Genomic DNA, 25921 nt, shown 5'->3' on the forward strand with positions numbered 1-25921 from the left:
TTTTCGCTTTGTATTGATTGATTATAAAAAAATTCAAAAATTGGTTATTTAGATTAAATTCATAAGTGCTATTTTGAAAAACAAACATTATATCGATTGCAGCGGCAGGCGGCGAATCCTGCGGGATAAGCTTGAGCTGAAGACACCGCAGAGGCTGAAGCCAAGCCCGTGCAAAGAAGACACTACGATAACGAACAAAGGGAGTTTCGCGCTTGTGCCCATAGAGTAAGAACATCCGCCTGAAGCGAAATTCGAACGATGACGAGGGGGGTTATATAATGGTCGTTTGTAATGATATAGAAATGAATGATGAAATTTCATTCATTTGATTAAGAGTCTCTCAGGTTGATTTTTATATGAAGCTCTAAGCTCGTATAGATATACATTTCTTCTATATGAAGCCGGTATTCATTGTCTCCAACCTTATATGTTTTATTTTCTATCGCTTTTTTAATAAGTTCTTTTCCTTCTACGACGCTTTCAATGTTTTTATTTTTAAGAAATTTCACTTCATCGTCTACTTGTTGTTTTAATTCATATAGGGCTAATTCGTTTAAGCGGAGTTTTTGTTCATTTGTAAAATTGATGTTTGTTTCTTGAATGGTTAGCTTTTTTTCATTTTCTTCATTTCGTTTTTTTTCCTCGCTTCGTAATATGTCTATCTGTTCTTTTTGGTTTTCGATTTGAATGCGTTGTTTATTGATTTCGATCACAAGTTCTTCATGGACGGCACCAAATTGAAAAAGAAAAAAAGCCCAGCCGCCGAGTGCTCCCATCATGATGCCGGCAAAAAAACGCTGCCAGCCTGGACGTCGGTAATAAGGCGGTATTCTCATGGAGTGATTTGCTCCTGGGTGATCCATTGTATAAGAAGTGTTCCTGTATTGGCTCCTCCCAATGCAGCACAAATCATGGCAAGTGTTTTGAAAATATCTGCATGAGTACCGGATAAAAGACCGCGTTCAAGTGAAGTGATGGCATCAAAGGTTCCTCCAATAGCCGCAACGAGCGCCCAAATTTTTAAACTGGCAGCCAGGTCGTGAATGGTAGACAATGGGGGTTTTCCAATTAATAAGGCGCCCATGCCGCCTATAATGGAGCCGCCTATAATGACACCAAATGCTACAAAAAAGTCCATAATCAGTGTTCCTGCGAATTCTCGACTGATCACTGAGGTTCCCCCCTTTATCATTTGTGAACAAGGACAACTTTTTCTCTTATTAAATATAAGAAAAGAAGGGGTGTTATATGCTTGTTTTCCTTGGAAAAGCTATTCATACTTATAAGAAAGGCGTAAAACCGGATAAAGTACCGAGAAGTACAAAAAGGAGAGCCTGCTATGGAGTTTGTTCATTTACATACACATACGGAATACAGCTTGCTTGAAAGTACAGCGAGAATTCGTACACTTGTTAACAAAGCAGCTGATGATAACATGTCTGCTCTTGCTATTACAGATAAAAATAATATGCACGGTGTTATTCCTTTTTATAAACAATGTATAGAAAAAGAAATAAAACCAATTATCGGGCTGGAATTATGGATAGCTGGTTTAGAATTAGAGGGGGATTATCCACTCATTCTCCTTGCTGAAAATAATGAAGGGTACCGTGCTTTGCTGAATCTCTCTACCATCAAACAAACAGAGGGCTATATCCCTTTCCAAACGGCTGCAGAACGGATAAAAGACTGTTTTATTCTGCTTCCGTACGCAGATAGTGAAGTCGCAGAGCTGATTCGTCAAAACGAGCAAAATAAGGCAGCAGAGGTATTAGAGTGTTACATCAATGCTCTTGATGAAGAACGAGTATATTTGGAGAAACAGCCTGTCCATGGCGAAAGTGATGTATGGAACGCATGGGAACAATTATCCTTACAATCAAACGTTCCGTTAGCTGCGGGAAATAATATTCACATGGCGGATGAAGAAGAAAAAGAAGGGCTCTATGCACTGAAAGCTATTGCAGAAGGGGCAGCTATAAAAAACATAAAAGCCCGTCCGGACTATCTGTCTGGCCATTTCCTATATACGGATGAAATAAAAGAAGCCTTTGACGGTGAAACAGGTTCCTTATTAAAAACGGCTGAAATTGCAGACAAATGCAATGTGAAGATAAATTTTGAACAAACATTGCTGCCTAAATTCCCACTTCCTGCCGGCCAATCGGCAAAAGAAGAGTTAAGAAGGCTTTGTGATGAAGGAGCAGCGTATCGCTATGATGAAATCACAGACAAAGTAAAAGAACGTTTGGATTATGAGCTGCAAGTAATTGATGGGATGGGATTCAATGATTATTTTTTAATTGTTGCTGATTTTGTAAGGTATGCCCGCAAACAAGGAATGTTGGTTGGACCAGGAAGGGGATCTGCTGCAGGATCATTAGTATCTTATGTGCTGGAAATTACGGATGTAGATCCTTTAGAACATGATTTATTATTTGAGCGATTTTTAAATCCTGAGCGGGTAACAATGCCTGATATTGATATTGATTTTCCAGATTACCGGCGCGATGAAGTCATTAAATATGTAGCAGAAAAGTATGGAAAAGAGCGGGTTGCTCAAATCATCACATTCGGTACTTTTGGGGCGCGGGCATCGTTAAGAGATGCTGGCAGAATCATGGAAGCTCCTCAAGCCTTGATTGATCGGATGGCTTCTTTTATCCCGCAGGAGCCGGGGATGACATTAAAAAAAGCGTACAAAGCAGATGTGTCGTTACAAGAATTAATTCAGCGGGAACCGCAGGCCGCATCGATACTTAAGCTGGCTTCAAAAATAGAAGGCCTTCCTCGGCATACATCGGTTCATGCCGCTGGTGTAGTGATGAGTGAAGACCTTTTAACAGAGCATGTTCCGCTTATGCATAAAGGCGATGATCTTCTGCTCACCCAATATCCGATGGATCATCTAGAAGAAATAGGATTGTTAAAGATGGATTTTCTCGGTTTAAAAAATTTAAGTTTGCTTGAACGAATTACGCGGACTATTAAAAAGCAAGAAGGAACAACCATTTATTTACGAGATCTTCCTGCTGATGATTCTAAAACGTATGCTATGCTGTCAAATGGAGATACGACTGGCGTGTTTCAATTGGAATCCCCAGGCATGAGACAGGCTCTTCAGCAGATTAAACCAACAACATTTGAAGATATTGCTGCTGTAAATGCCCTTTACAGACCGGGACCAATGGAAAATATTCCTGTCTATGCCAAAAGAAAACATGGTCATTCTGCTCCGGACTATCCTCATAACAGAATAAAACACATATTAGCTCCAACGTTTGGGGTGATTGTCTATCAAGAGCAAATCATGCAAATTGCTTCTGAAATGGCAGGCTATTCTTTTGGTGAAGCCGATTTACTTCGCCGTGCTGTTAGTAAAAAGGATAGAACTATTTTAGAAACAGAGCGTGACCGATTTGTAGCTGGCGCAAAAAAGACGGGATGTACGCAAGCCGAAGCTTCTAAAGTTTATGATTTGATCGTGCGGTTTGCCGATTATGGGTTTAATCGTTCTCATGCAGTAGCATACAGCTTTATTGCCTATCAGCTTGCTTATTTAAAGGCTCACTATCCTGCTTATTTTTATGCTGCTTTATTAACAATGAATATGAACAATCCATCAAAAACGGCTGCCTATTTAAGAGAAGCGAAACAAAAGGGATTAACTGTTAACCCACCTTCTATTCACCGAAGCGAAGCCGGGTTTCATGCGGTAAGAAATCATATATATTTTGGGCTGCTTGCTATTAAACAAGTAAATACGAATCTCGTACGTTCTATCCTAGAAGAGAGAAAACATGGAGAGTTTCAAGGTATGATTGATTTTATTGTTAGGATGGACACAAAAAATGTAAACAGGGGGGCGCTGGAATCTTTAATAAAAGCTGGAGCCTTTGATGATTTTGCTAATAATCGTGCTGTAATGCTGGCATCTATTGAAAGAGCGATCGAATTTGCTGAATTTCAAAAAGATCTTGGCGGGCTCATTTCTGAAGGAGAATATGACTTCCGTTTCGTACAGACAGAACCATTCTCTGAAAATGAATGCTTTGAAGCTGAAAAAGAAGCTACTGGCTTTTATTTAAGCGGTCATCCGCTCGACCGTTATCAAAAAATACTAGCACGATTTCAGCCGGTATCTTTATTTGGTAGACTTCCTGCTTCTAAACAAAAAATATGGGCTGCAGGAATGGTAGAAGAAATGAAGCAGGTAAGGACAAAAAACGGCCAGAGTATGGCGTTTCTCACTATTACAGACGGAACCGGAGACATGGAGATTGTCATTTTTCCAAACATTTATCGAAAAATAAGAAAAACGCTCACAGAGCAGATTCCTATCTTAATCGGCGGCAGGCAGGACAGAAAGAGCAATAAACAAAAACTGCTCGCTGATCATGTGCTTTATTTAGAAGATTTACGAAAACAGTCAGGTGATCTTTTGTTTTTAAAAATAGAAAAACAAAAAAATAAGAAAACAGCGGCAGAAAAAATAAAACAGATACTGGGCAAATATCCAGGCGGTGTACAAGTATGCCTTGTTTATGATCAAGAAAACAAAGTGATTAAATTAGCAGATAGATTTCGTACAGATGGCTCAACCCCGTGCTTAGAGGAATTAAAACAAATATTGGGAGAAGAATTTGTTGTGTTAAAAAAACATATAGGGTGAACATGTCTATCTCATCTGTTATAATAAGATAAGTTTTGCAGTGGTCTATTCGTTTTAACCATATATTAAGATAAGGCCGCACGGATTATGGAAGAAGGAGAGTGGAGATTTTGTCAACGACAAGAGAAGAAGCTTTGCATATTCACCGGGAGAACCAAGGGAAGCTGGAATCCAAATCAAAAGTTCCAGTAAGAAACGCTAAGGACTTAAGTCTTGCTTATTCCCCGGGAGTGGCTGAGCCTTGTAAAGCTATTTTCGATGACAAACAGAAAGTTTTTGAGTATACAATGAAAGGAAACATGGTAGCGGTTGTTTCCGATGGTACAGCAGTATTGGGTCTAGGAAATATCGGCCCTGAAGCAGCGCTTCCTGTCATGGAAGGTAAAGCGGTTTTATTTAAATCTTTTGCCGGAGTGGATGCATTTCCTGTTTGTTTAGATACTACAGATGTTGATCGAATTGTGGAAACAGTAAAGTTGATGCAGCCAACTTTTGGCGGGGTTAACCTAGAAGATATTGCTGCTCCAAATTGCTTTATTATTGAAGAAAGATTAAAAAAAGAAACGAATATTCCGGTCTTCCATGATGATCAGCATGGTACAGCTATCGTAACCGCTGCAGGTTTAATTAACGCATTAAAAGTAAACGGAAAATCTTTATCTGAAATTCGAGTTGTGGTCAATGGGGCTGGTTCAGCAGGAATAGCTATTATTAAGTTATTGCAGCGTCTAGGCGTGCGTGATGTCATTTTATGTGACTCTAAAGGCGCTATTTATGACGGTCGAACATACGGCATGAATGATGTGAAAGCTGAGATTGCAAAAGTAACGAATAAAGACAGAGCTGAAGGTAAACTTGCTGATGTAATGAAAAACACTGATGTGTTTATTGGGGTATCCGTAGCAGGTGCATTAACGAAAGAAATGATTCAATCGATGAACGATGATCCTATCATTTTTGCTATGGCAAATCCTGATCCGGAAATAATGCCTGACGATGCAAAGGAAGCCGGAGCAAAAGTAATAGGAACAGGCCGTTCGGACTTTCCGAATCAAGTAAATAATGTCCTTGCTTTTCCTGGGATCTTCCGCGGGGCATTAGATGTTAATGCTACAATTATTAATGAAGAAATGAAAAAAGCAGCCGTTTATGCTATCGCAGATTTAATTGAAAAAAAAGAACTAACACCAGACTATGTTATACCGGCTCCGTTTGATGGGCGAGTTGCGCCAGCTGTGGCCGCAGCCGTAGCCCGCACAGCCATGGAAACCGGGGTAGCACGTAAAGAGGTTAATCCCGACGAAGTAGCGGAAAAGACAAGAAGGCTTTCTATTATTGACAAAGCATAACAAGGAACAATCATGGTGAAACGTAAAGAAAATGCTGCCTAAAAGTAAGGGAATGTAAAATGGCAGGTTGATAGTTGAAGCAAGCGCGTCTGGACGGAATAGAGCGATCGTCTTTGAGTCGGTCGCTCCTCTGTTCGAAAAGTTGAAAGTGCGGCCCTATTTGAAGAAGGCATTTTTGTTTAACAAGCAGGCGGATGCCTGCTTGTTGAAATCATTGCTCTTTTTTCTATCTAAGAGAAACATCTTTAAAGAGAAAAAAGTCCGGATGATTCGCACAAACAAGAATGCATATATGTACAAAAAGCTGTTCGCTTGCTTGTATACGTAATAGTAAAGAGGAAATACTGCAATTAGGACTGATGCAGCTTCCAATAAACGGTTATCTTACAAAGAGGATGTGTTTTTCTTTAAACTTTAAGAAAAGTATTGGTAAAGATTAAGGCTTCCGAAATTTGTACTGTCAGCATTCTATCACTATTCGAAAGTATACTTTTATCGATAAAGCGCATAAGCAAAATAACGGCACTCCACGTAAGGATTATGAATGCCGTGGTATTGTTTCCATTACAAGGTAATTAGCCGAGTTTTTCTAATTTACACATAGTACAGATAGTAAAGAAGGTGTCCTCGTGTTAAAGGATTTTTTCAATAAAAAAAGAAAATACGCGAAGATTCCATCAGAACGCCAGCAGCCAGTCAAAATGAATGACGGCGTCATGACTAAATGTCCAGAATGCAAATCCATTGTTTATACGAAAGAACTAAAAAAACATGATATGGTTTGCATCAGCTGCGGTCATCATCTGCCTATGACTGCTTATGAACGAATCAACTCCTTAATTGAAGAGGGGACGTTCGTTGAATTCAATGCGGAAATTACTTCTAGAGATCCTTTATCATTTCCTGAGTATGAACAAAAACTTGAAAAAGACCGTCAAAAAACGAAATTGAATGAGGCGGTGGTAACAGGTGAAGGATATATAGAAGGATGTCCTGTTGTTATTGGTGTGATGGATCAAAGGTTTCGCATGGGCAGTATGGGTTCTGCTGTAGGAGAAAAAATCACCCGTGCCATCGAACATGCGTTATTAAAACAACGTCCTTTTATTATGTTTTCTGCTTCAGGAGGAGCGCGAATGCAAGAGGGCGTCCTCAGCCTAATGCAAATGGCAAAAACAAGTGCTGCACTAAAAAGGCTTGATGAGGCAGGTTTATTATTTGTATCTGTAATGACACATCCTACAACAGGGGGAGTATCAGCAAGTTTTGCTTCTCTTGGTGATTACAATTTGGCTGAACCGGCAGCACTGATCGGTTTTGCAGGACGCAGAATCATCGAACAGACCATTCGTCAAGAATTACCGGAAGATTTTCAAACAGCCGAATTTTTATTAAAGCATGGACAGCTTGATAAGGTTGTACCTAGACAAGAGATGAAAGAAACGTTAGCCTCGATTTTAGATATACATGGTTACAAAGAGAAGTAAGGAGGTGACAAGCTTTGCATAGTTATTTACCTTTTGAAAAGCCAGTAATAGAACTTCGTGAAAAGATAAATGAATTAAAATCTTTTACAGAAGAAAAAGACATAGACTTGAGCGGTGAAATCACTAATTTAGAAGATCGTCTTAAGCAGCTAGAAGACGATATATACGGGAATCTCACACCCTGGCAGCGTGTTCAAATTGCCAGACATGGAGAGCGGCCCACAACATATGACTATATTAATCAACTGTTCACCGACTTTCTAGAACTTCATGGGGACAGGCTTTACGGAGATGACGAAGCGATTGTCGGCGGCATCGCGAAATATAAAGGACAGCCAGTCACCGTGATCGGTCACCAGCGCGGAAAAGATACAAAGGAAAACATCCGCCGCAATTTCGGCATGCCGCATCCAGAAGGGTACAGAAAAGCATTGCGGTTGATGAAACAAGCGGAGAAGTTTTCCAGGCCCGTTATATGTTTTATTGATACAAAGGGAGCGTACCCAGGAAAAGCAGCAGAAGAACGCGGACAAAGCGAAGCAATTGCACGTAATTTGTTAGAAATGGCCGGGCTGCGTGTGCCTATTATAAGCATTGTGATCGGAGAAGGCGGAAGCGGAGGTGCTCTGGCGCTAGGAGTCGGCAACCAAATTCATATGCTTGAAAACTCAACCTATTCCGTTATATCACCTGAAGGTGCAGCTGCATTGCTATGGAAAGATGCAAGTTATGCCAAACAAGCAGCACAAACAATGCGTATCACGGCCCCTGACTTAAAAGAATTAGGTATTATTGATGAAATGATAAAAGAGGTTAAGGGCGGGGCTCATAAAAATTTGGAAAAACAAGCTTCCTATATGGATGACGTTTTGGAGCGTTCCTTACATACGCTTTGGCAAAGAACTGCTGAGGAATTAATCACAGAACGTTACGAAAAATACAAACAGATCGGCGAAGTAACCGGTGAAAGCGTTGTCACTGGTGAACGAGAGAATTAGTGCTTTCTGAGTGTCGGAAAGCATTTTTTCTTTGAGTATAGGAAATTAATATGGCAACAAACTAGTTTTTTTACATCCCAATTTAACAGTGAACGGAAACAAGATAGAGAAATTTTCTTACATAAGGTTTGTTTTTTGAAAATCAATTTTATAAGCGCTATTTTAATTAGCAAAAACGAACATTATATCAATTGTAGCGGAAAGCGTCCGCCTGAAGCAAAATTGAACGATAACGAGGAAATTTTATATAATGTTCGTTTATAATGATATAGAAATGAATGATGAAATTCATTCATTCAACTTTTAATATTTTTTGCAAACCTAATTTTGAAAATGATTTAATGAAATGAGTAAATGAAATAGAGCTTTACTATGAAATAAGGAGTGAATATAGTATGAAAAAAATCGGAGTACTGACAAGCGGAGGCGACTCTCCAGGAATGAATGCAGCAATCCGGGCGGTAGTCCGTAAAGCTATCTATCATGGAGTGGAAGTATATGGTGTGAAATACGGCTATGCAGGTTTAATCAATAACGAAATTGATAAGCTGGAAATTGGAGATGTTGGTGACATTATTCACAGGGGCGGCACGAAATTATATACAGCTCGCTGTGAGGAGTTTAAAACACCGGAAGGAAGGCAGAAAGCAATAGAAAATTTAAAGGCCCTAGGCATTGAAGGGCTCGTAGTAATAGGAGGAGACGGCTCTTTTAGGGGAGCAGAAAAACTGACAGAGCTTGGTTACCCTACCATTGGTATTCCAGGAACTATCGATAATGATATCCCAGGAACGGACTATACTATAGGTTTTGATACCGCACTTAATACAGTAATTAACGCAATTGACAAAATACGTGATACTGCCACCTCCCATGAGCGGACTTATGTGATTGAAGTCATGGGAAGAAACGCTGGAGATCTTGCACTTTGGGCAGGTTTAGCAGACGGTGCAGAAACAATCATTATTCCTGAAGAAGATTATCATATGGAAGATATTGTTGGCAGGTTAAGAAGAGGGCATGAACGGGGGAAAAAGCACAGTATTATCATTGTGGCAGAAGGGGTTGGCAGCGGCCCTGAATTTGGGCAGAAAATTAAAGAAGAAACCAATCTAGAAACACGGGTCACCGTGCTCGGTCACATTCAGCGCGGCGGATCTCCTACTGCTTATGACCGCGTACTTGCCAGCCGTCTTGGAGCAAATGCGGTTGAACTTTTATTAAATGGAGAACAAGGTTGTATGGTTGGTATTAGAAACAATAAAGTTGTTCATAAAAACATTTCAGAGGCACTTTCTGAAACGCATGAAATTGATAGAGATATGTATCGTCTCTCTCAAGAACTTTCTATCTAATCCTAGTACGAAATACAAGCTATGATACAATAATCTAGGGAAAACTGAAGAGGAGGACAATGATGAGAAAAACAAAAATTGTATGTACGATCGGCCCAGCAAGTGAATCTCCTGCAATGTTAAAAAGTTTAATGAAAGCTGGTATGAATGTTGCTCGTCTTAATTTTTCGCATGGAGATTTTGATGAACACAAAGCGCGTATTGATACCATACGAGAAACGGCAAAAGAATTAGGGAAAAACGTTGCTATCCTTCTTGATACAAAAGGCCCGGAAATAAGAACCCAAACGATGAAAAACGGAGCTATTAACCTTGAAAGAGGCCAGGAATTAATTATATCTGCTGAAGAAGTAGAAGGGACCCCTGAAAAAATATCTGTGACGTATCCAGGTCTTGCCGATGATTTAGAAGCGGGGAAAAAAGTTCTTTTAGATGATGGTTTAATTGAACTAGAAGTTCTTGAGATTTCTGGTAAAGACGTGAAAACGAAGGTATTGAACAGCGGAGAGCTTAAAAATAAAAAAGGAGTTAACCTGCCCAACGTCAAAGTAAATCTTCCAGGTATTACGGAAAAAGATGCGGCAGATATTGAGTTTGGTATTGAGCAGGAAGTGGACTTTATTGCGGCTTCTTTTGTGAGACGTACCTCTGATGTTTTAGAAATTAGAGAACTTCTTGAAAAGCACCAGGCAGAAGACATTCAAATCATACCAAAAATAGAAAACCAGGAAGGCATTGAGAACATAGATGAAATTTTAGAAGTATCAGACGGCTTAATGGTAGCACGAGGAGATCTCGGTGTAGAAATTCCGCCCGAAGAAGTTCCGCTCGCTCAGAAAAACTTGATAAAGAAATGCAACACATTAGCAAAACCGGTTATCACAGCGACACAAATGCTTGATTCGATGCAGCGCAATCCGCGTCCGACAAGAGCAGAAGCAAGTGATGTAGCTAATGCGATTTTTGATGGTACGGATGCCATTATGCTTTCAGGAGAAACAGCTGCTGGGGATTATCCAGTTGAAGCGGTGCAGACAATGAGTAATATTGCTATGAAAGCGGAGTCTGCCTTAAAATATGAAAACATTTTAAGCCAGCGCACAAAGGAAAGCAGCAGATCCATTACAAATTCTATTAGTCAATCTGTTTCTCATACTGCTTATAACTTAAATGCGGCAGCTATTCTAACTGCAACAGAAAGCGGCTACACTGCAAAAATTGTATCTAAATACCGTCCAGAATCTCCAATTGTTGCTGTTACGAGCAATGAGAAAGTATTGCGCAAGCTTTCTCTCGTTTGGGGGGTAACGCCGCTTCTTGGGAATCCAGCAAAGACTACTGATGAAATGCTTGACAGCACGGTTAGAGAATCATTAAAAGCAGGACTGGTCAGCCACGGCGATCTAGTGGTGATTACTGCAGGTGTACCTGTTGGGGAAACAGGAACTACTAATATTATGAAAGTACATGTCATCGGTGAAATCATTGGTAAAGGGCAGGGAATTGGCCGCAAAACAGCATCTGGCAGAGTGGTTATTGCTCGTTCTGCAAATGAAGCAAATGAAAAAATGGAAGAAGGCAACATTTTAGTTACTTACAGTACGGATAAAGATATGATTCCAGCCTTTGAAAAAGCAGCTGCTGTCATTACAGAAGAAGGTGGATTAACCTCTCATGCAGCCGTTGTAGGGTTGAATTTGGGTATTCCAGTAATAGTAGGAGTGAAAGAAGCGATAGATTTGTTTGAAGATGGAGAAGAGATAACGGTGGATGGTTCTCGCGGCGATCTTTACCGAGGACACGCCAGCGTACTATAAAAAGATGAAAGAGCTGTTCCGATTTGGTCGGAGCAGCTTTTGTCTAACCGATTCAAAAGGGAGGAACAATTTGTGGGTAAATGGTTCGTGCTACTTTTGATAATAGTGCCTGCTTTAGAAATTGGTTTGTTGGTACTTTCTGGAAATATGATAGGGGTTTGGCCGACGATACTTCTTATAATTTTAACTGGAATATTAGGGGCATGGCTTGCGAAAAAAGAAGGATTGAATACAATTAGAACTGCTCAGCTGCAAATGCAAAACGGGGAAGTTCCAGGCGGGCTTGTTTTAGACGGCATTTGTATTCTGGTTGGAGGGGCTGTTTTATTGACACCAGGATTTATTACAGATGCTGTTGGTTTTTTTCTTTTGATCCCTTATACGAGAGCGCTGATAAAAGCACTGTTAGAAAGGATTTTTGCTAAACTGATTCAAAACGGCAGCATTATTTATTTCCAGAAGAAGTAAACTGGTAAGTCTGTTGTTACATGACAGACTGTGTTGATATATGGTAGGATGTTAACGAAGACTATGTGGAAGGATGGACTATAATTGATATCGCAGGCATCCATTTTCATGCTTATTTTGCTTGCGGTCGGAGTCCTGGGTAAAAACCAGTCGTTGGTAATCGCAGTTCTCATTCTATTATTCATTAAATGGGTGGGACTTGGCGACAAAGTATTTCCGTTTTTGCAAATGAAAGGAATACCAATTGCCGTCACGATTCTTACTATATCTGTTTTAGTGCCGATAGTAACAGGTGAGATTGGTTTCAAACAACTCGGTGAAGCAGTGAAATCTTATTATGCTTGGATTGCTCTTGCTTCGGGAATATTTGTGGCTCTGATTGCAAAAGGCGGTGTAGTACTGCTTCAAAATGATCCGCATATTACCGCTGCGCTTGTTATTGGGACCATTCTTGCAGTAGCGCTGTTTAATGGAGTCGCTGTCGGACCTTTAATTGGAGCGGGTATTGCTTATGCGGCAATGAAAGCAGCAGAAATGTTTTCATCCGCCGGCGGATGAGGAATGAAGTATATTCTTCCTCTAGCCTATAGGATTTTATCTGAATAATAGAAGTAATATAATTTTTGTGAATAAGTATAATATCATATTTCTAAGTTCACAAAAATGTAAAAAGTGTTTATAATGAAAAGGGCTTCAAAATTCCTTCCTACATAGCTTACGGAAGAAATACGTGTTAACAGCACCGCTTTACCCACTTCTGACAGGATAAATGCTGCAGAGAAGTATGCATGTAACAGACTGAGCGTTCTACTTAATTATCATGCAGTTTTCTTTATGCGGGCTGTTTTGACGCGAAAATGTAAGCATTTTCGATTTTCGGACATTTTGAAAATCATATTTTCTGGTAAAAGGAGAGGTTGGTATGAGCACAACTCGTGGTCTTGAAGGTGTAGTGGCAACATCCTCTAGTGTGAGTTCCATTATTGATGACGTTTTAACGTATCAAGGCTATAACATCGATGATTTAGCCGAAAATGCATCGTTTGAGGAAGTCATTTATTTACTGTGGAATGGACGTCTGCCAAACAGAAGTGAACTTGATGAACTAACAAAAGATTTAGCAGCGAATATGGAAGTGCCTAAGGAAATTTTTGATTACATGAAAACATACCCAATTGAAAATGTTCACCCTATGGCAGCCCTCAGAACTGCTGTATCACAACTGGCATTATACGATGACCAAGCTGATGAAATGAACGAAGAAGTGAACAAACAAAAAGCAGTTCGCCTGCAAGCTAAAGTTCCTGCCATTGTAACAGGATTCAGCCGGATTCGTGAAGGAAAAGAACCTGTTGCTCCAAAAAAAGAATTAAGTTTTGCTGCGAACTTTTTGTACATGCTAAATGGAGAAGAACCGGATGAAACGTCAGAAATGGCTTTTAATAAAGCTCTCGTTCTGCACGCAGACCATGAGCTCAACGCCTCGACTTTTACGGCACGCGTCTGTGTAGCAACGTTATCTGATATTTATTCTGGTATTACTGCTGCGATTGGCGCTCTAAAAGGTCCATTACACGGCGGTGCAAATGAAAGAGTTATGGCAACATTGTCTGATATCGGGGAAGTAGAGAATGTGGAACCATACATTAGAAAAGCTCTAGACAATAAAGAAAAGATTATGGGATTCGGTCACCGGGTATACAAACAAGGTGATCCGCGCGCCAAACATTTACGAGACATGTCGGAGAAACTTACGAAGATCACCGGTGAATCAAAATGGTACGATATGTCAATAAAAGTAGAAGAGATGGTAGTTGGGGAAAAAGGACTGCTGCCAAATGTAGATTTTTATTCTGCTTCTGTATACCACAGTCTCGGCATTGATCATGATCTTTTCACGCCGATTTTCGCTACCAGCCGTGTATCAGGATGGCTCGCCCACATTCTTGAGCAATACAGTGATAATCGTTTGATTCGTCCGCGGGCAGAATATGTTGGACCAGATAAGCAAAAATATATACCAGTGGATGAAAGATAAATCGATCAACCAGCCAGCATAGGTTTGCCAGAACACGTCTGTATTCACTCGTTGTCTTTTGGCAGTGTCCGTCTTTAGCCAGAAACAGCGTATGCACCCTTTTTTAAATCACTTAGCAGGAGGTTTTTGTAAATGGCTAATGGAGAAAAGATTACAACAAATAATGGAGTATTAAATGTACCAGATGAACCAGTGATTCCTTATATTGAAGGAGATGGAATCGGACCTGACATTTGGGCTGCAGCCAATAAAGTTTTAGATGCTGCTGTGGAGAAAGCCTACAACGGGAAAAAGAAAATTCATTGGAAAGAAATCCTCGTAGGGGAAAAAGCTTACAACAACACGGGAGAATGGCTTCCTGAAGAATCTCTTCAAACCATTCGTGAATACTTAATCGCTATTAAAGGACCTTTGACTACCCCAATTGGCGGAGGTATTCGTTCTTTGAATGTTGCTCTTCGTCAAAAACTCGATTTATTTACATGCCTTCGTCCGGTTCGTCATTTTACAGGCGTACCTTCCCCTGTTAAACGTCCAGAAGATGTTAACATGGCTATTTTCCGTGAAAACACAGAAGACATTTATGCAGGAATTGAATACAAAGAAGGAACGGATGAAGCAAAGAAAGTAGTGGAATTCCTTCAAAACGAAATGGGAGCAACAAATATCCGTTTCCCTGAAACTTCTGGTATCGGCATTAAGCCTATATCTAAAGAAGGTACAGAACGTCTAGTACGTGCCGCTATCGATTTTGCCCTTCAAGAAGGCCGTAAGAGTGTAACATTGGTTCATAAAGGAAACATCATGAAGTTTACAGAAGGTGCTTTTAAAGCTTGGGGTTATGAGCTTGCAGAACGCGAATATGGTGATAAAGTCTTTACTTGGAACCAATACGATGAAATCGTAGAAAAAGAAGGTAAAGACGCAGCAAATGCAGCACAGCAAAAAGCAGAAGACGAAGGCAAAATTATCATTAAAGATGCGATTGCAGACATTTTCTTGCAGCAAATTCTTACTCGTCCGAAAGAGTTTGATGTAGTAGCTACTATGAACCTGAACGGTGACTATGTTTCCGATGCGCTTGCAGCTCAAGTCGGCGGAATTGGTATTGCACCGGGAGCAAACATTAACTATGAATCCGGCCACGCTATTTTTGAAGCTACGCATGGGACAGCACCAAAATATGCTGGATTGGACAAAGTTAATCCTTCCTCTGTCATCCTATCCGGAGAACTACTGCTTCGCCACCTAGGCTGGAATGAAGCTGCTGAGCTTGTTCTTCAATCCATGGATAAAACGATTGGAAGCAAAGTAGTTACTTATGACTTTGCCCGTTTAATGGATGGAGCAACAGAAGTAAAATGTTCTGAGTTTGGTGATGAGCTCATTAAAAACATGTAATATAACGGAGGAGGAAAAATAATCATGGCAATTAAACGTAGAAAAGTCTCTGTTATAGGAGCTGGTTTTACCGGTGCGACAACAGCATTAATGACCGCACAAAAAGAACTTGGCGATGTTGTTTTAGTTGATATTCCTGACATGGAAGACCCAACAAAAGGGAAAGCGCTCGATATGCTCGAAGCAACTCCGGTTGAAGGGGCCGATGTAAACGTTAGAGGAACTTCTAATTACGAAGATACCGCGGGTTCTGATGTCGTTGTTATTACTGCTGGAATCGCTAGAAAACCTGGTATGAGCCGTGATGACCTCGTTAATACAAACGCTAAAATCATGAAGTCCGTAACAAATGAGATTGTGAAACATTCTCCGGATTGCTATATTATTGTACTCACTAACCCTGCAGATGCGATGACTTATACGGTTTATAAAGAATCCGGCTTTCCGAAAAACCGCGTAATTGGACAGTCAGGTGTATTAGATACTGCACGTTTCCGTACGTTTGTCGCGCAAGAGTTAGGTTTTTCAGTAGAAGATATTCAAGGATTTGTACTTGGCGGTCACGGTGATGATATGGTACCGCTTATCCGTTATTCGAATGCAGGCGGTGTACCTTTAACCAAACTTATCTCTCAAGACCGCATTGATTCGATTGTCGAACGTACGAGAAAAGGCGGCGGTGAAATCGTAGGACTGCTAGGGAACGGCAGCGCTTATTATGCTCCGGCTGCTTCTCTTACACAAATGGTAGAAGCCATTCTGAAAGATAAAAAGCGTGTTCTTCCAACGATTGCTTATTTAGAAGGGGAATACGGTTATGAAGATCTTTATGTCGGTGTTCCTACTGTGTTAGGTGGAGACGGTATAGAGAAAATCATCGAGCTGGATTTGACTGACGAAGAAAAAGCTGAATTTGCTAAATCAGTAAAGTCTGTTCGCAGTGTAATGGAAGCTCTTCCAAAAGAATAAACAATAAAGGGTCAGCTGTGATAGGTAAAAAACAGCTGGCCTTTTTTGCACTAATAGGAAAGCATAAAATTTTAGCGTGGATGAATCATGAGGAAATCAGTATAAGTGCAACTAGGCAATCGCCTTCGCCTAAAAGCTTGCTGCTAGCAAGTCCGCAGCAGATGAATCCTGTTATTCAGTCAATGCCCAACTTAAAATGGTAAAACGGCATTGGTATTTGAGGGAATATGGAAGGTTATAGTATGATGAAAAAGAGGAACAGGGGATAACAATGAAACCGGAATAATTTTAGTCACTGACTGAAGGGGGACAGTGGCAGATGGAGGAAAATTATGCCGCAAAGATTGCTTGTTGTTGATGACGAAGAATCAATTATTACACTCCTTTCCTACAATTTGGAACAGTCAGGGTTTCAAGTAGATACGGCCATGGACGGGAAAGAAGCAATGGAAAAAGTCAAGGGGACAGCTTATGATTTGGTAGTGCTTGATCTCATGCTTCCTGAAATAGATGGTCTAGAAGTGTGCAGACAAATACGTCAGGAAAAATTAAGTATACCTATTTTGATGCTGACAGCAAAAGATGATGAATTTGATAAAGTGCTGGGCCTTGAGCTTGGAGCCGATGACTATATGACAAAACCGTTCAGCCCAAGGGAATTAGTGGCAAGAGTGAAAGCCATTTTAAGACGAGTTGAGTATGTTCCTGCTGTGCAACAAAAAGAAGAAATCAACACAGATAAAAAAATAGTTATTGGACATTTGACCATTTTTCCGGATAACTATGAAGTATATGTGAAAGAGGAGCAATTAGAACTTACCCCAAAAGAATTTGAATTGCTTTTATATTTATCGAATAATAAAGGAAGGGTAATGACAAGAGACCAGCTTTTAAATGCGGTATGGAATTACGAATTTGTGGGGGATACAAGGATAGTTGATGTACATATAAGCCATCTGCGTGAAAAAATTGAACCTAATACAAAAAAACCAGTATACATTAAAACGGTAAGAGGACTGGGTTACAAATTTGAGGAGCCGCCTTCTGCATGATGAAATTTCGGACAAGACTTGTTTTTGGATTAATGATTGCCATATTATTTGTTTTAGCTGCCTTAGGAATCCTTCTCGGCCAGTTGTTGAAAGGTTTTTATGTGGATCAATTAGAAGAAAGACTTGGAAAAGAAGCATCTATGGCTGCTTTAGCAATGGAAGATATAGAAAAAACAGAGTGGCAGGAATATGCGGAAGAATTAGCTAAAAGGCTGGATGTTAGGGTAACAATTATAGAAGATGACGGGGACGTTGCTGGAGAAACTGCAGAAGGACCACAAGCTGCAGAAAATAATTTAGAAAGACCTGAAATCGAACAGGCTGATGAAGATGGAGGCACCACTATACGTTACAGCTCTACGGCGGAGGAAGAACTTCTTTATTATGCCTATCCTTTTCAATATGGAGAAGAGGAAAATGGATATGTACGTTTAGCTATGCCAGTGGAGCGAATAGGTGAAGTGAATCAGAAGCTATGGATCTTTCTAGCAGTTAGTTTTTCGATAGCTTTTATTATTATTTTGTCATTAAGCTATCGTATTGCTAACCAGCTGACACGTCCAATTGGACAAGTTACCGATGTGGCCAAACAATTAGCCAAAGGAAACTTTAAAGCAAGAACTTATGAAGGTACAAAAGATGAAATAGGTCAGTTAACTAGATCCATTAATATTCTTGCTTATAATCTTGATCAAATTACGAGACAGTACCAGACACAGCAGGAAAGATTAGAAGCTTTAATTGACCATATGGGCAGCGGGCTCATATTCATTAATGACCGCGGAGATATATCATTAATTAACCAATACTGTAAAGACATATTTGATGCAGATACAGATCAATGGCTGCAGCAATTGTATTATCAAGTGATTGAAGACAAGAAACTGATTCAGCTTATTCAGCAAATATTTTTGACAGAAGTGAAAGTCCGAAGTCAAGTACAACTAAATACACGCTTAAATGTAAGCCATTATGATGTGTATGGTGCTCCTATTGTAGGAGAAAAGGACAGGCTGCGAGGAATCGTGCTCGTTTTACATGACATAACGGAATTAAAAAAACTCGAGCAAATACGCAAAGATTTTGTTGCTAATGTTTCTCATGAATTAAAAACACCGGTGACTTCTTTAAAAGGGTTTACGGAAACGCTGCTTGACGGAGCGATGGAAGATGAACGAGCTAGAAAGCAGTTTCTAGATATTATCTGGAAGGAAAGCGACCGTCTCCAAGATCTTATTAGTGACCTATTAGAGCTCTCGAAAATTGAAAAAGAATACTTTGAATTAAACTGGCAAAAGGTGAACGTGACGGAATCGGTAGAAGAAGTTGTAGAATTATTACGGCCTAAAGCAAAGAATAAAAAGCTAGATCTATTGGTTGATGTTCCAGATGATATCTATATGGAAGGAGATACTTCAAGGTTTAAACAAATAATTATTAACCTTGTTACGAATGCTATCGTTTATACTCCAGAAGAGGGAAGTATCCACGTGTATGTTAAAAAAGAAGAAGAGTCTGTTGTCGTCTCCGTTAAAGATACAGGCATTGGTATTAGTGAGGAAGAACTGCCTCGGATTTTCGAGCGGTTTTACCGTGTAAATAAAGACAGAAGCAGAAATTCTGGCGGTACCGGTCTTGGGTTAGCAATAGTAAAGCATCTGGTTGAGGCTCACCATGCTTCAATCAACGTGTATAGCGAGAAAAATAAAGGAACTACTTTTATTATTCGGTTCCCGGAAACAAGAGAATGAATTTCATCATTTTTAGTCCCACGGCGACAGGGTTTTCAAAACGAAAAAAAGGGAGTACCTCTCCAAATCTTTTAGAATAGTTACCACACAATTCTAAGAGATCGGAGGGAAACTCTCTTTGTCTACGTATTTTCGACAAGAGAACCTGCTTTTTTTTTAAGAGCGACTTATGAAATTGATTCAAGAGAATGAACAAAATAAAACAATCTTTACAAAACCTTAACAACTACTAAATGACTACTTAACTTTATGGGATTATTATTTAAAGGGAACGGTTTCATTATCTGTTTTGCTGATCTTTGATTCATCCCTTCAATCAGCTGACAGACTGAAACATCCCCTTTGAAAGACGAAAGCCTCCCCTTGGCTTTCGTCTTATTTATTGCGAGATTGAATAGAGCTGCAATAAAGAACGGAGTTTGGTTTAGTTTTCCAAGCTCCGTTCTTTTTTAAAAGATAAGAAATTATAAATATTTGGCGTTTTTGATGTCTAGCTCCAGCGCCCAGCCGCTCAGGCGCACACGATAAAAAGGAACTTTTGCTTACCCTGCGCGAAAGCTCCAGAACCTGTCGCGGCTGACCAGGTCGCTTGCACTTTTCTTAGCACTGATAGAAAGTAAAAATATTTAGCGTTTTAAATGTCTAGCACAAGCGTCTACTCGCTCGAGATGTTTGTATTATTCTTATGAAAATCTTTTTCGAATAATGGATGGAAAGTCGTTTCATTTGTAATATAATGAAAAAGGTACTTACTGCATCAATAGTACAAGACGATGGATAAACAAGGAAGATTATTCTTTCTTTGGATCCATTGAAACCTATTGGGGGCTTCTTTCGTAAAAGATTGCTAGACAAAAAAAGGGGGTTAAGTATTTGTTAAACATAAAACAAATTATATTGGGCTTTTTTTCACTACTAGGAATCGTGATATTAGCTTTATTTCTATTTACAGGCTGGTATACGGTAGATGAATCAGAACAAGCGGCCCTTATTACGTTTGGAAAGGTAGATGAGACAGTTACGGAGCCCGGCCTTAAATTTAAACTGCCGTGGCCGATTCAAAAAGCAGAGATTCTGTCTGTTTCTACTAATAGTTTAAGAGTTGGGTATGAAGCATCCGATGATGGGGAAGTGACTGATTATAATGACGAAGCTAAGATGATAACCGGTGATGAAAACATATTATTCGTAGATCTCGTAGTCCAATGGCGAATTACAGAGCCGGAAGAATACTTATTTAATGCGAATGAGCCTGATAACATATTATACCAAGCTTCCTCTGCGTCCTTGCGCGGTGTAATCGGAAGCTCCGAAGTAGATGATGTGCTCACCGATCAAAGAGCAGAAATTGAAGGAACCGTGTTAGAATCTTTAACGGAACTTGTAGAGAGATACCAAATTGGTATTACTGTTATGGATGTGAAGCTGCAAGATGTAGAACTTCCGACAGAAGATGTCCGTCAAGCTTTCACTGCTGTAACGGACGCTCGTGAAGAACGGCTTACTAAGATTAATGAAGCTCAAAAGTACCGTAACCAAGAAATTAATGAAGCAGAAGGGGAAAAAGATGCTGTCATTTCGAGAGCAGAAGGTAGAAAAGCAGAACGTTTAGAACAAGCGCGCGGGGAAACGTCTCGATTTAATGCCTTATATGACGAGTATATCAATGATCCAGAAGTCACTAGACAACGTCTGGTATTAGAAACGATAGAAGATGTGCTGCCTGATACAGAAATGTATATCATTGATAGTCAGCAAGATACAGTAAATTATCTTCCAATCCGCCCATTAGATAAAAATAGCGGAGAAGCAGCTGTGGCAGATGAAAACAGCCAAAACAACCAATCTGGAGAAGAAAACACCGATCAAGGAGGCGAGTCGGATGGCAGATGATAATAATGTATTTGATATGAGTGAAAAACAATCCGGCGGCTCCTGGACAAAGTGGGTTCGCACAGCGGTTATCATCATTGTGTTATTGTTTCTTCTTATTGTAGGATTAATGAATGTATTCATTGTAGAGCAAGGAGAATATAAAGTAGTTACTCAATTTGGGGAAGTAGTCCGGATCGAAGAACAACCAGGTATAAGTGCAAAGATCCCATTTATTCAACAAGTAGCCTCGCTGCCAAAATATCAAATGAACTACGATATCACTTCCGCTGAAATTAATACACTCGATAAAAAAAGAGTGCTCGTTGATAACTATGCAGTTTGGAGAGTAGAAAATCCTCAAGCTATGATTGCGAATGCCAAAACGATCGAAAATGCCGAATCAATAATGGCCAATTATATTAATTCCGTCATCCGCTCAGAGCTGGGTCAATTAGAATTTGAACAAATTATTAATGAAGATGACTCAGCAAGAGGCGATGTTAATGAAATGGTAAGCAGCCGTGTGAACGAACTGCTTGAAGAAGGAAATTACGGCATCGCTTTAACCGATGTTCGAATGAAAAGAACCGACCTGCCCGAAGATAATGAAAAAGCTGTGTACCGCCGCATGATTTCAGAAAGGGAATCGACAGCACAAGAATACTTATCAGAAGGGGATGCAGAAGCAAATCGTATTCGAGCTAATACAGACAAGGAAGTAACGGAAATGATCTCAACCGCAGAAGCTGATGCTGAAGAAATAATCGGTGAAGGCGAAGGGGAAGCTGCTGAAATATACAATGACGCATTCAGTCGCGATCCAGAATTCTATGAGCTTTATAAGACACTGCAAACCTACGAAACGACAATCGATGATGAAACGGTCATTGTTCTTCCCTCTGATTCACCATATGCTCGTATCCTAATGGGGTATGTAGACTAAAAAGCAGCAAGCAGTCCTTAATTAAGGACTGCTTTTTCTTTGCGTATGTGGAAATAACTGGTAAACCATACAAAGAAATGCGTTTGTTTAAACACCCGGCGGCAACCAGTTGAGCGCTGTGAATCCTGTGGAAGTAATAAATGCGTGTCTGTGATAAAATATATTTGGAAGAATTCAATAACGAACTATTTTAGATAGAGAGGGGCTTTCCCATTGAGCAAGCTGGTATTAATTGATGGTAATAGTATTGCGTATCGGGCTTTTTTTGCCCTGCCGCTTTTAAATAATGACAAAGGCGTTTACACAAATGCTGTATATGGGTTTACAACAATGTTATTAAAAGTGCTTGAAGAAGAGGAGCCAACCCATCTGCTTGTTGCATTTGACGCAGGTAAAACGACCTTTCGTCATGAAACATATGATGAATATAAATCTGGACGACAGAAGACTCCTTCTGAGTTATCCGAACAGCTTCCATTGATTCGGGAAATGCTTGATGCTTTTAATATTTCTCATACAGAATTAGCCAATTATGAAGCAGATGACATTATAGGAACGTTGTCAAAACAAGCAGAAGAAAAAGCTTGGGATATAAAAGTGTATTCAGGTGATAAAGATTTGCTGCAGCTGGTTTCAGATAAAACCAAGGTAAGTCTTACAAAAAAAGGGATAACAAACGTAGAAACATATGATATTCAAGCTATAGATGAAAGATATGGAATAAACCCAAAACAAATAGTGGACATGAAAGGGCTCATGGGTGACAGCTCTGATAATATTCCTGGAGTGCCTGGAATTGGTGAAAAGACCGCTTTAAAATTATTAAAAGAACACGGATCGGTAGAAGCTGTGCTGGAATCCATTGATCAGATTTCAGGGAAAAAGATGAAAGAACGGCTTGAAGAAAATAAAGAGCAAGCTCTAATGAGTAAGGAATTAGCCGTCATTTTTAGAGACGTACCAATACATCTGGAGATTGATACATTAAAGCGTCAAGCCTTAGACACAAAGAAAGTAATAGATCTGTTTAAAGAATTGGAGTTTCAATCTCTGCTGAGCAAATTTGATGATGTAGAAGAAGAAAAGCAGGAGCTAGAAGATGTGCCTTTCGAAAAAGTTGAAAATATCACCGAAGAAATATTTGCTAGCCCTTCTGCTTTAATAGTGGAAGTTCCAAGTGAAAATTACCACCATGCCGATATTTGGGGAATTGCAGTCGTTAACAAAACAGGCAGATATTATATCCCGCTTGATTCGGCATTATCATCAGAAAGCTTTCATAAATGGGCAGCAGATGACTCAAAAGAAAAATACATGTTTGATACGAAACGCGGCGTTGTCGCTTTAGGCTGGAAAGGTATTACACTTGCTGGTGTGACACATGATACGCTCATTGCTTCTTACTTAATTGATCCTTCTGTCTCTTCTCACAATGTTGCCGACATTGCAGCCAGAAAAAACAAACATATCGTTCATTCGGATGATGCTGTATATGGAAAAGGAGCAAAACGAGCAATTCCAGAAGAAAGTGTCCTTGCCGATCACTTGGCTCGAAAAGGAGAGGCAGTTTTTTCTTTAAAAAGCACATTAGAAGAAGAGTTGAAGAAAAACGAACAATATGACCTTTTTACAAAATTAGAAATGCCGCTTTCTCTTATTCTTGGCAAAATGGAAACGTCCGGTGTACTAGTAGATAAAGAGCAATTGGAGAAGATGGGAGAAGAATTGGATGCAAAGCTTGAGGAATTACAAAAAGAAATTCATGAGCTGGCAGGAACAGAATTTAATATTAATTCTCCAAAACAGTTAGGTCCTGTACTGTTTGAAAAGCTGAATCTGCCTGTTATCAAAAAAACAAAAACAGGCTATTCTACTTCGGCAGATGTGCTTGAAAAACTTGAAGACCAGCATGAAATTATTCCAAAGCTTTTGTTGTACAGGCAAGTTGCAAAGTTGAAATCTACTTACATTGAAGGACTGTTGAAAGTAATTCATCCTGACACAAGCAAGATTCATACGATATTTAATCAAGCCCTAACACAAACAGGCCGGCTCAGTTCTACCGAGCCGAACTTGCAGAATATCCCCATTAGGCTTGAAGAAGGACGCCGGATTCGCAAAGCATTTGTCCCGTCGAAAAAAGGGTGGTCCATTTTAGCGGCCGATTATTCTCAAATTGAACTTCGCGTTTTAGCTCATATTGCTGGAGACAAAGGACTGTTAGAAGCCTTCCAGAAAAACATGGACGTTCACACAAAAACGGCAATGGACGTTTTTCATGTGAAGGAAGAAGACGTTACAGCCAATATGAGACGAACAGCTAAAGCGGTAAATTTTGGAATCGTTTACGGTATATCAGATTATGGGTTATCGCAAAGTCTTAGTATAACGAGAAAAGAAGCACAAGAATTCATTGACCGGTATCTATCCAGTTACCCTAATGTCAAAGAATATATGGAAGAGATAAAAGAAGAAGCTCGGGAAAAAGGCTATGTGACGACCTTGTTAAACCGCCGCCGCTATCTGCCGGAAATTACAAGCAGAAATTTTAACCGCCGTTCATTTGCAGAACGTACGGCAATGAACACTCCGATTCAGGGAACAGCAGCTGATATTATTAAGCAGGCGATGGTAGATGTCAGCGCCACATTAGAAAAGGAAAACTTACACAGTCGTTTACTGCTTCAAGTTCACGACGAATTAATTTTTGAAGTGCCCGAAGAAGAAGTAAAAAAAATGAGAGAGCTCGTACCGAAAGTGATGGAACAAACCATGCAGCTTGATGTTCCTCTTAAAGCTGAGGTTTCTTACGGGCCAACTTGGTATGATGCAAAGTAAGGAGAGAAAGTGACGATGCCGGAACTTCCGGAAGTGGAGACTGTCAGACGAACATTAACAAAACTAGTTAAAGGGAAAAAAGTAGAACAAGTAGAGGTAACATGGCCTAAAATTATAAAAAAGCCAGATGACACAGAAGCGTTTGGTATGCTGCTGCATGGTCAGGAAATTCAGCATATTGGTCGCCGCGGAAAATTTTTGACGTTTCAGCTTAATGATTATGTGTTAGTTTCCCATTTGAGAATGGAAGGAAAGTATGAGATGGGAGATGGAAGTGCCCCTGATAAACATACCCATGTTCGTTTTTTCTTTTCAGACGGAACGGAATTACGATATAAAGATGTAAGGAAATTTGGTACCATGCATTTATTTCCAAAAGGAGAAGAGACGAGTGCTCAGCCATTAAGCCAGTTAGGTCCTGAGCCTTTTGAGGATCCAACGTTCACCTCTGACTATTTAAAAGAAACATTCCAATCTACGAGCCGGGATGTGAAAACGGTCCTATTAGATCAGCGGGCGGTTGCCGGGCTGGGTAATATTTATGTGGATGAAGCTCTGTTTAAAGCAGGTATACGTCCTGACACAAAAGCAGCCCTTTTGTCTAACAGTAAAATTGCAGCATTACACGACAAAGTAGTAGAAACAATTCGTAACGCAGTTCTTAAAGGTGGTAGTTCTGTTCGATCTTATGTAAATGGGAATGGAGAAATGGGACTGTTTCAATTGGAGTTACATGTTTATGGCCGGCAAGGAGAAGGGTGTACGGTTTGCGGAAGTGAAATTATAAAAACAGTCGTGGCCGGCAGGGGAACGCATTATTGCTCTTCTTGTCAGCCGGAAATTGTTGCTCTAAAAGGAAAGTAACACTGAATGGGCCCTTTCCATATACTGTCGTAGACGCAGACAGG

At 40.0% G+C, this 25921-nt stretch carries 19 protein-coding genes; 17 read left to right on the forward strand and 2 right to left on the reverse strand.

Annotated elements, in window-relative coordinates:
• Positions 1-329: 329 nt before the first annotated feature.
• Together ytrI and ytrH are read right to left on the reverse strand one after the other, a co-directional pair.
• Positions 330-836, reverse strand: a complete 507-nt coding sequence (gene ytrI / locus FZF09_RS10725) for a sporulation membrane protein YtrI (RefSeq protein ID WP_158736595.1) — start codon at positions 834-836, stop codon at positions 330-332.
• Positions 833-1192 carry a sporulation membrane protein YtrH gene (gene ytrH / locus FZF09_RS10730; protein ID WP_091581774.1) on the reverse strand — a complete coding sequence of 120 codons (360 nt, stop codon included), beginning with the start codon at positions 1190-1192 and terminating at the stop codon, positions 833-835. The genes ytrI and ytrH overlap by 4 nt, the downstream gene beginning before the upstream one ends.
• Before the next feature lie 147 nt (positions 1193-1339).
• On the opposite strand from ytrH, the gene dnaE reads away from it, so the two are divergent.
• From dnaE to mutM, 17 genes are all read left to right on the forward strand, one after another.
• The gene (gene dnaE / locus FZF09_RS10735; RefSeq protein ID WP_158736596.1) at positions 1340-4672 is read left to right on the forward strand and encodes a DNA polymerase III subunit alpha; all 3333 of its coding nucleotides are present in this window, start codon (positions 1340-1342) and stop codon (positions 4670-4672) included.
• A gap of 110 nt (positions 4673-4782) precedes the next feature.
• A complete protein-coding gene (ystJ, locus tag FZF09_RS10740) occupies positions 4783-6021 on the forward strand; it encodes an NADP-dependent malic enzyme (RefSeq protein WP_158736597.1) in 1239 nt (412 codons plus the stop codon).
• Between the two features lie 629 nt (positions 6022-6650).
• Positions 6651-7508 (forward strand): acetyl-CoA carboxylase, carboxyltransferase subunit beta, encoded by an 858-nt coding sequence (gene accD / locus FZF09_RS10745; protein WP_158736598.1) that lies wholly within the window; start codon positions 6651-6653, stop codon positions 7506-7508.
• 14 nt (positions 7509-7522) lie between these two features.
• Positions 7523-8506: an acetyl-CoA carboxylase carboxyl transferase subunit alpha gene (accA, locus tag FZF09_RS10750; RefSeq protein WP_158736599.1), complete on the forward strand. Its 984-nt coding sequence runs from the start codon at positions 7523-7525 to the stop codon at positions 8504-8506.
• Positions 8507-8901: 395 nt separating this feature from the next.
• Complete coding sequence (gene pfkA / locus FZF09_RS10755) at positions 8902-9861, forward strand: 6-phosphofructokinase (RefSeq protein WP_158736600.1); 960 nt, start codon at positions 8902-8904, stop codon at positions 9859-9861.
• Between the two features lie 62 nt (positions 9862-9923).
• Positions 9924-11678, forward strand: a complete 1755-nt coding sequence (gene pyk, locus FZF09_RS10760; RefSeq protein WP_158736690.1) for a pyruvate kinase — start codon at positions 9924-9926, stop codon at positions 11676-11678.
• A 72-nt stretch (positions 11679-11750) separates the two neighbouring features.
• Complete coding sequence (locus tag FZF09_RS10765) at positions 11751-12146, forward strand: FxsA family protein (RefSeq protein ID WP_158736601.1); 396 nt, start codon at positions 11751-11753, stop codon at positions 12144-12146.
• An 84-nt stretch (positions 12147-12230) separates the two neighbouring features.
• Complete coding sequence (locus FZF09_RS10770; protein WP_091582119.1) at positions 12231-12704, forward strand: DUF441 domain-containing protein; 474 nt, start codon at positions 12231-12233, stop codon at positions 12702-12704.
• Positions 12705-13068: 364 nt separating this feature from the next.
• Positions 13069-14184, forward strand: a complete 1116-nt coding sequence (citZ, locus tag FZF09_RS10775; RefSeq protein ID WP_158736602.1) for a citrate synthase — start codon at positions 13069-13071, stop codon at positions 14182-14184.
• Between the two features lie 132 nt (positions 14185-14316).
• Positions 14317-15585, forward strand: a complete 1269-nt coding sequence (gene icd / locus FZF09_RS10780) for an NADP-dependent isocitrate dehydrogenase (RefSeq protein ID WP_158736603.1) — start codon at positions 14317-14319, stop codon at positions 15583-15585.
• Between the two features lie 24 nt (positions 15586-15609).
• Positions 15610-16554, forward strand: a complete 945-nt coding sequence (gene mdh / locus FZF09_RS10785) for a malate dehydrogenase (RefSeq protein WP_158736604.1) — start codon at positions 15610-15612, stop codon at positions 16552-16554.
• Positions 16555-16886: 332 nt separating this feature from the next.
• Positions 16887-17606 carry a response regulator transcription factor gene (locus tag FZF09_RS10790; protein ID WP_158736605.1) on the forward strand — a complete coding sequence of 240 codons (720 nt, stop codon included), beginning with the start codon at positions 16887-16889 and terminating at the stop codon, positions 17604-17606.
• Positions 17603-19357: a two-component system histidine kinase PnpS gene (gene pnpS / locus FZF09_RS10795; protein WP_158736606.1), complete on the forward strand. Its 1755-nt coding sequence runs from the start codon at positions 17603-17605 to the stop codon at positions 19355-19357. Before FZF09_RS10790 ends, pnpS begins: the two co-directional genes overlap by 4 nt.
• 873 nt (positions 19358-20230) lie before the next feature.
• Positions 20231-21250 carry an FtsH protease activity modulator HflK gene (gene hflK, locus FZF09_RS10800; protein WP_158736607.1) on the forward strand — a complete coding sequence of 340 codons (1020 nt, stop codon included), beginning with the start codon at positions 20231-20233 and terminating at the stop codon, positions 21248-21250.
• Positions 21240-22175 carry a protease modulator HflC gene (gene hflC / locus FZF09_RS10805; protein WP_158736608.1) on the forward strand — a complete coding sequence of 312 codons (936 nt, stop codon included), beginning with the start codon at positions 21240-21242 and terminating at the stop codon, positions 22173-22175. The genes hflK and hflC overlap by 11 nt, the downstream gene beginning before the upstream one ends.
• A 213-nt stretch (positions 22176-22388) precedes the next feature.
• Positions 22389-25013, forward strand: coding sequence for a DNA polymerase I (gene polA / locus FZF09_RS10810; protein WP_158736609.1), 2625 nt, complete (start codon positions 22389-22391; stop codon positions 25011-25013).
• A gap of 15 nt (positions 25014-25028) precedes the next feature.
• Positions 25029-25877 (forward strand): DNA-formamidopyrimidine glycosylase, encoded by an 849-nt coding sequence (gene mutM, locus FZF09_RS10815; RefSeq protein ID WP_158736610.1) that lies wholly within the window; start codon positions 25029-25031, stop codon positions 25875-25877.
• The last annotated feature ends 44 nt before the right edge of the window (positions 25878-25921 follow it).

Source organism: Alteribacillus sp. YIM 98480, from assembly GCF_009765375.1.
Taxonomy (GTDB): domain Bacteria; phylum Bacillota; class Bacilli; order Bacillales; family Marinococcaceae; genus Alteribacillus.

Excerpts from the sequence above, each read along its gene's own strand:
- pnpS (WP_158736606.1), top strand. The coding sequence starts at position 17,603 with ATGATGAAATTTCGGACAAGACTTGTTTTTGGATTAATGATTGCCATA.
- ytrI (WP_158736595.1), bottom strand. The coding sequence starts at position 836 with ATGAGAATACCGCCTTATTACCGACGTCCAGGCTGGCAGCGTTTTTTT.
- mdh (WP_158736604.1), top strand. The coding sequence starts at position 15,610 with ATGGCAATTAAACGTAGAAAAGTCTCTGTTATAGGAGCTGGTTTTACC.
- FZF09_RS10790 (WP_158736605.1), top strand. The coding sequence starts at position 16,887 with ATGCCGCAAAGATTGCTTGTTGTTGATGACGAAGAATCAATTATTACA.
- pfkA (WP_158736600.1), top strand. The coding sequence starts at position 8,902 with ATGAAAAAAATCGGAGTACTGACAAGCGGAGGCGACTCTCCAGGAATG.
- ytrH (WP_091581774.1), bottom strand. The coding sequence starts at position 1,192 with ATGATAAAGGGGGGAACCTCAGTGATCAGTCGAGAATTCGCAGGAACA.
- hflC (WP_158736608.1), top strand. The coding sequence starts at position 21,240 with ATGGCAGATGATAATAATGTATTTGATATGAGTGAAAAACAATCCGGC.
- dnaE (WP_158736596.1), top strand. The coding sequence starts at position 1,340 with ATGGAGTTTGTTCATTTACATACACATACGGAATACAGCTTGCTTGAA.
- pyk (WP_158736690.1), top strand. The coding sequence starts at position 9,924 with ATGAGAAAAACAAAAATTGTATGTACGATCGGCCCAGCAAGTGAATCT.
- icd (WP_158736603.1), top strand. The coding sequence starts at position 14,317 with ATGGCTAATGGAGAAAAGATTACAACAAATAATGGAGTATTAAATGTA.
- citZ (WP_158736602.1), top strand. The coding sequence starts at position 13,069 with ATGAGCACAACTCGTGGTCTTGAAGGTGTAGTGGCAACATCCTCTAGT.
- mutM (WP_158736610.1), top strand. The coding sequence starts at position 25,029 with ATGCCGGAACTTCCGGAAGTGGAGACTGTCAGACGAACATTAACAAAA.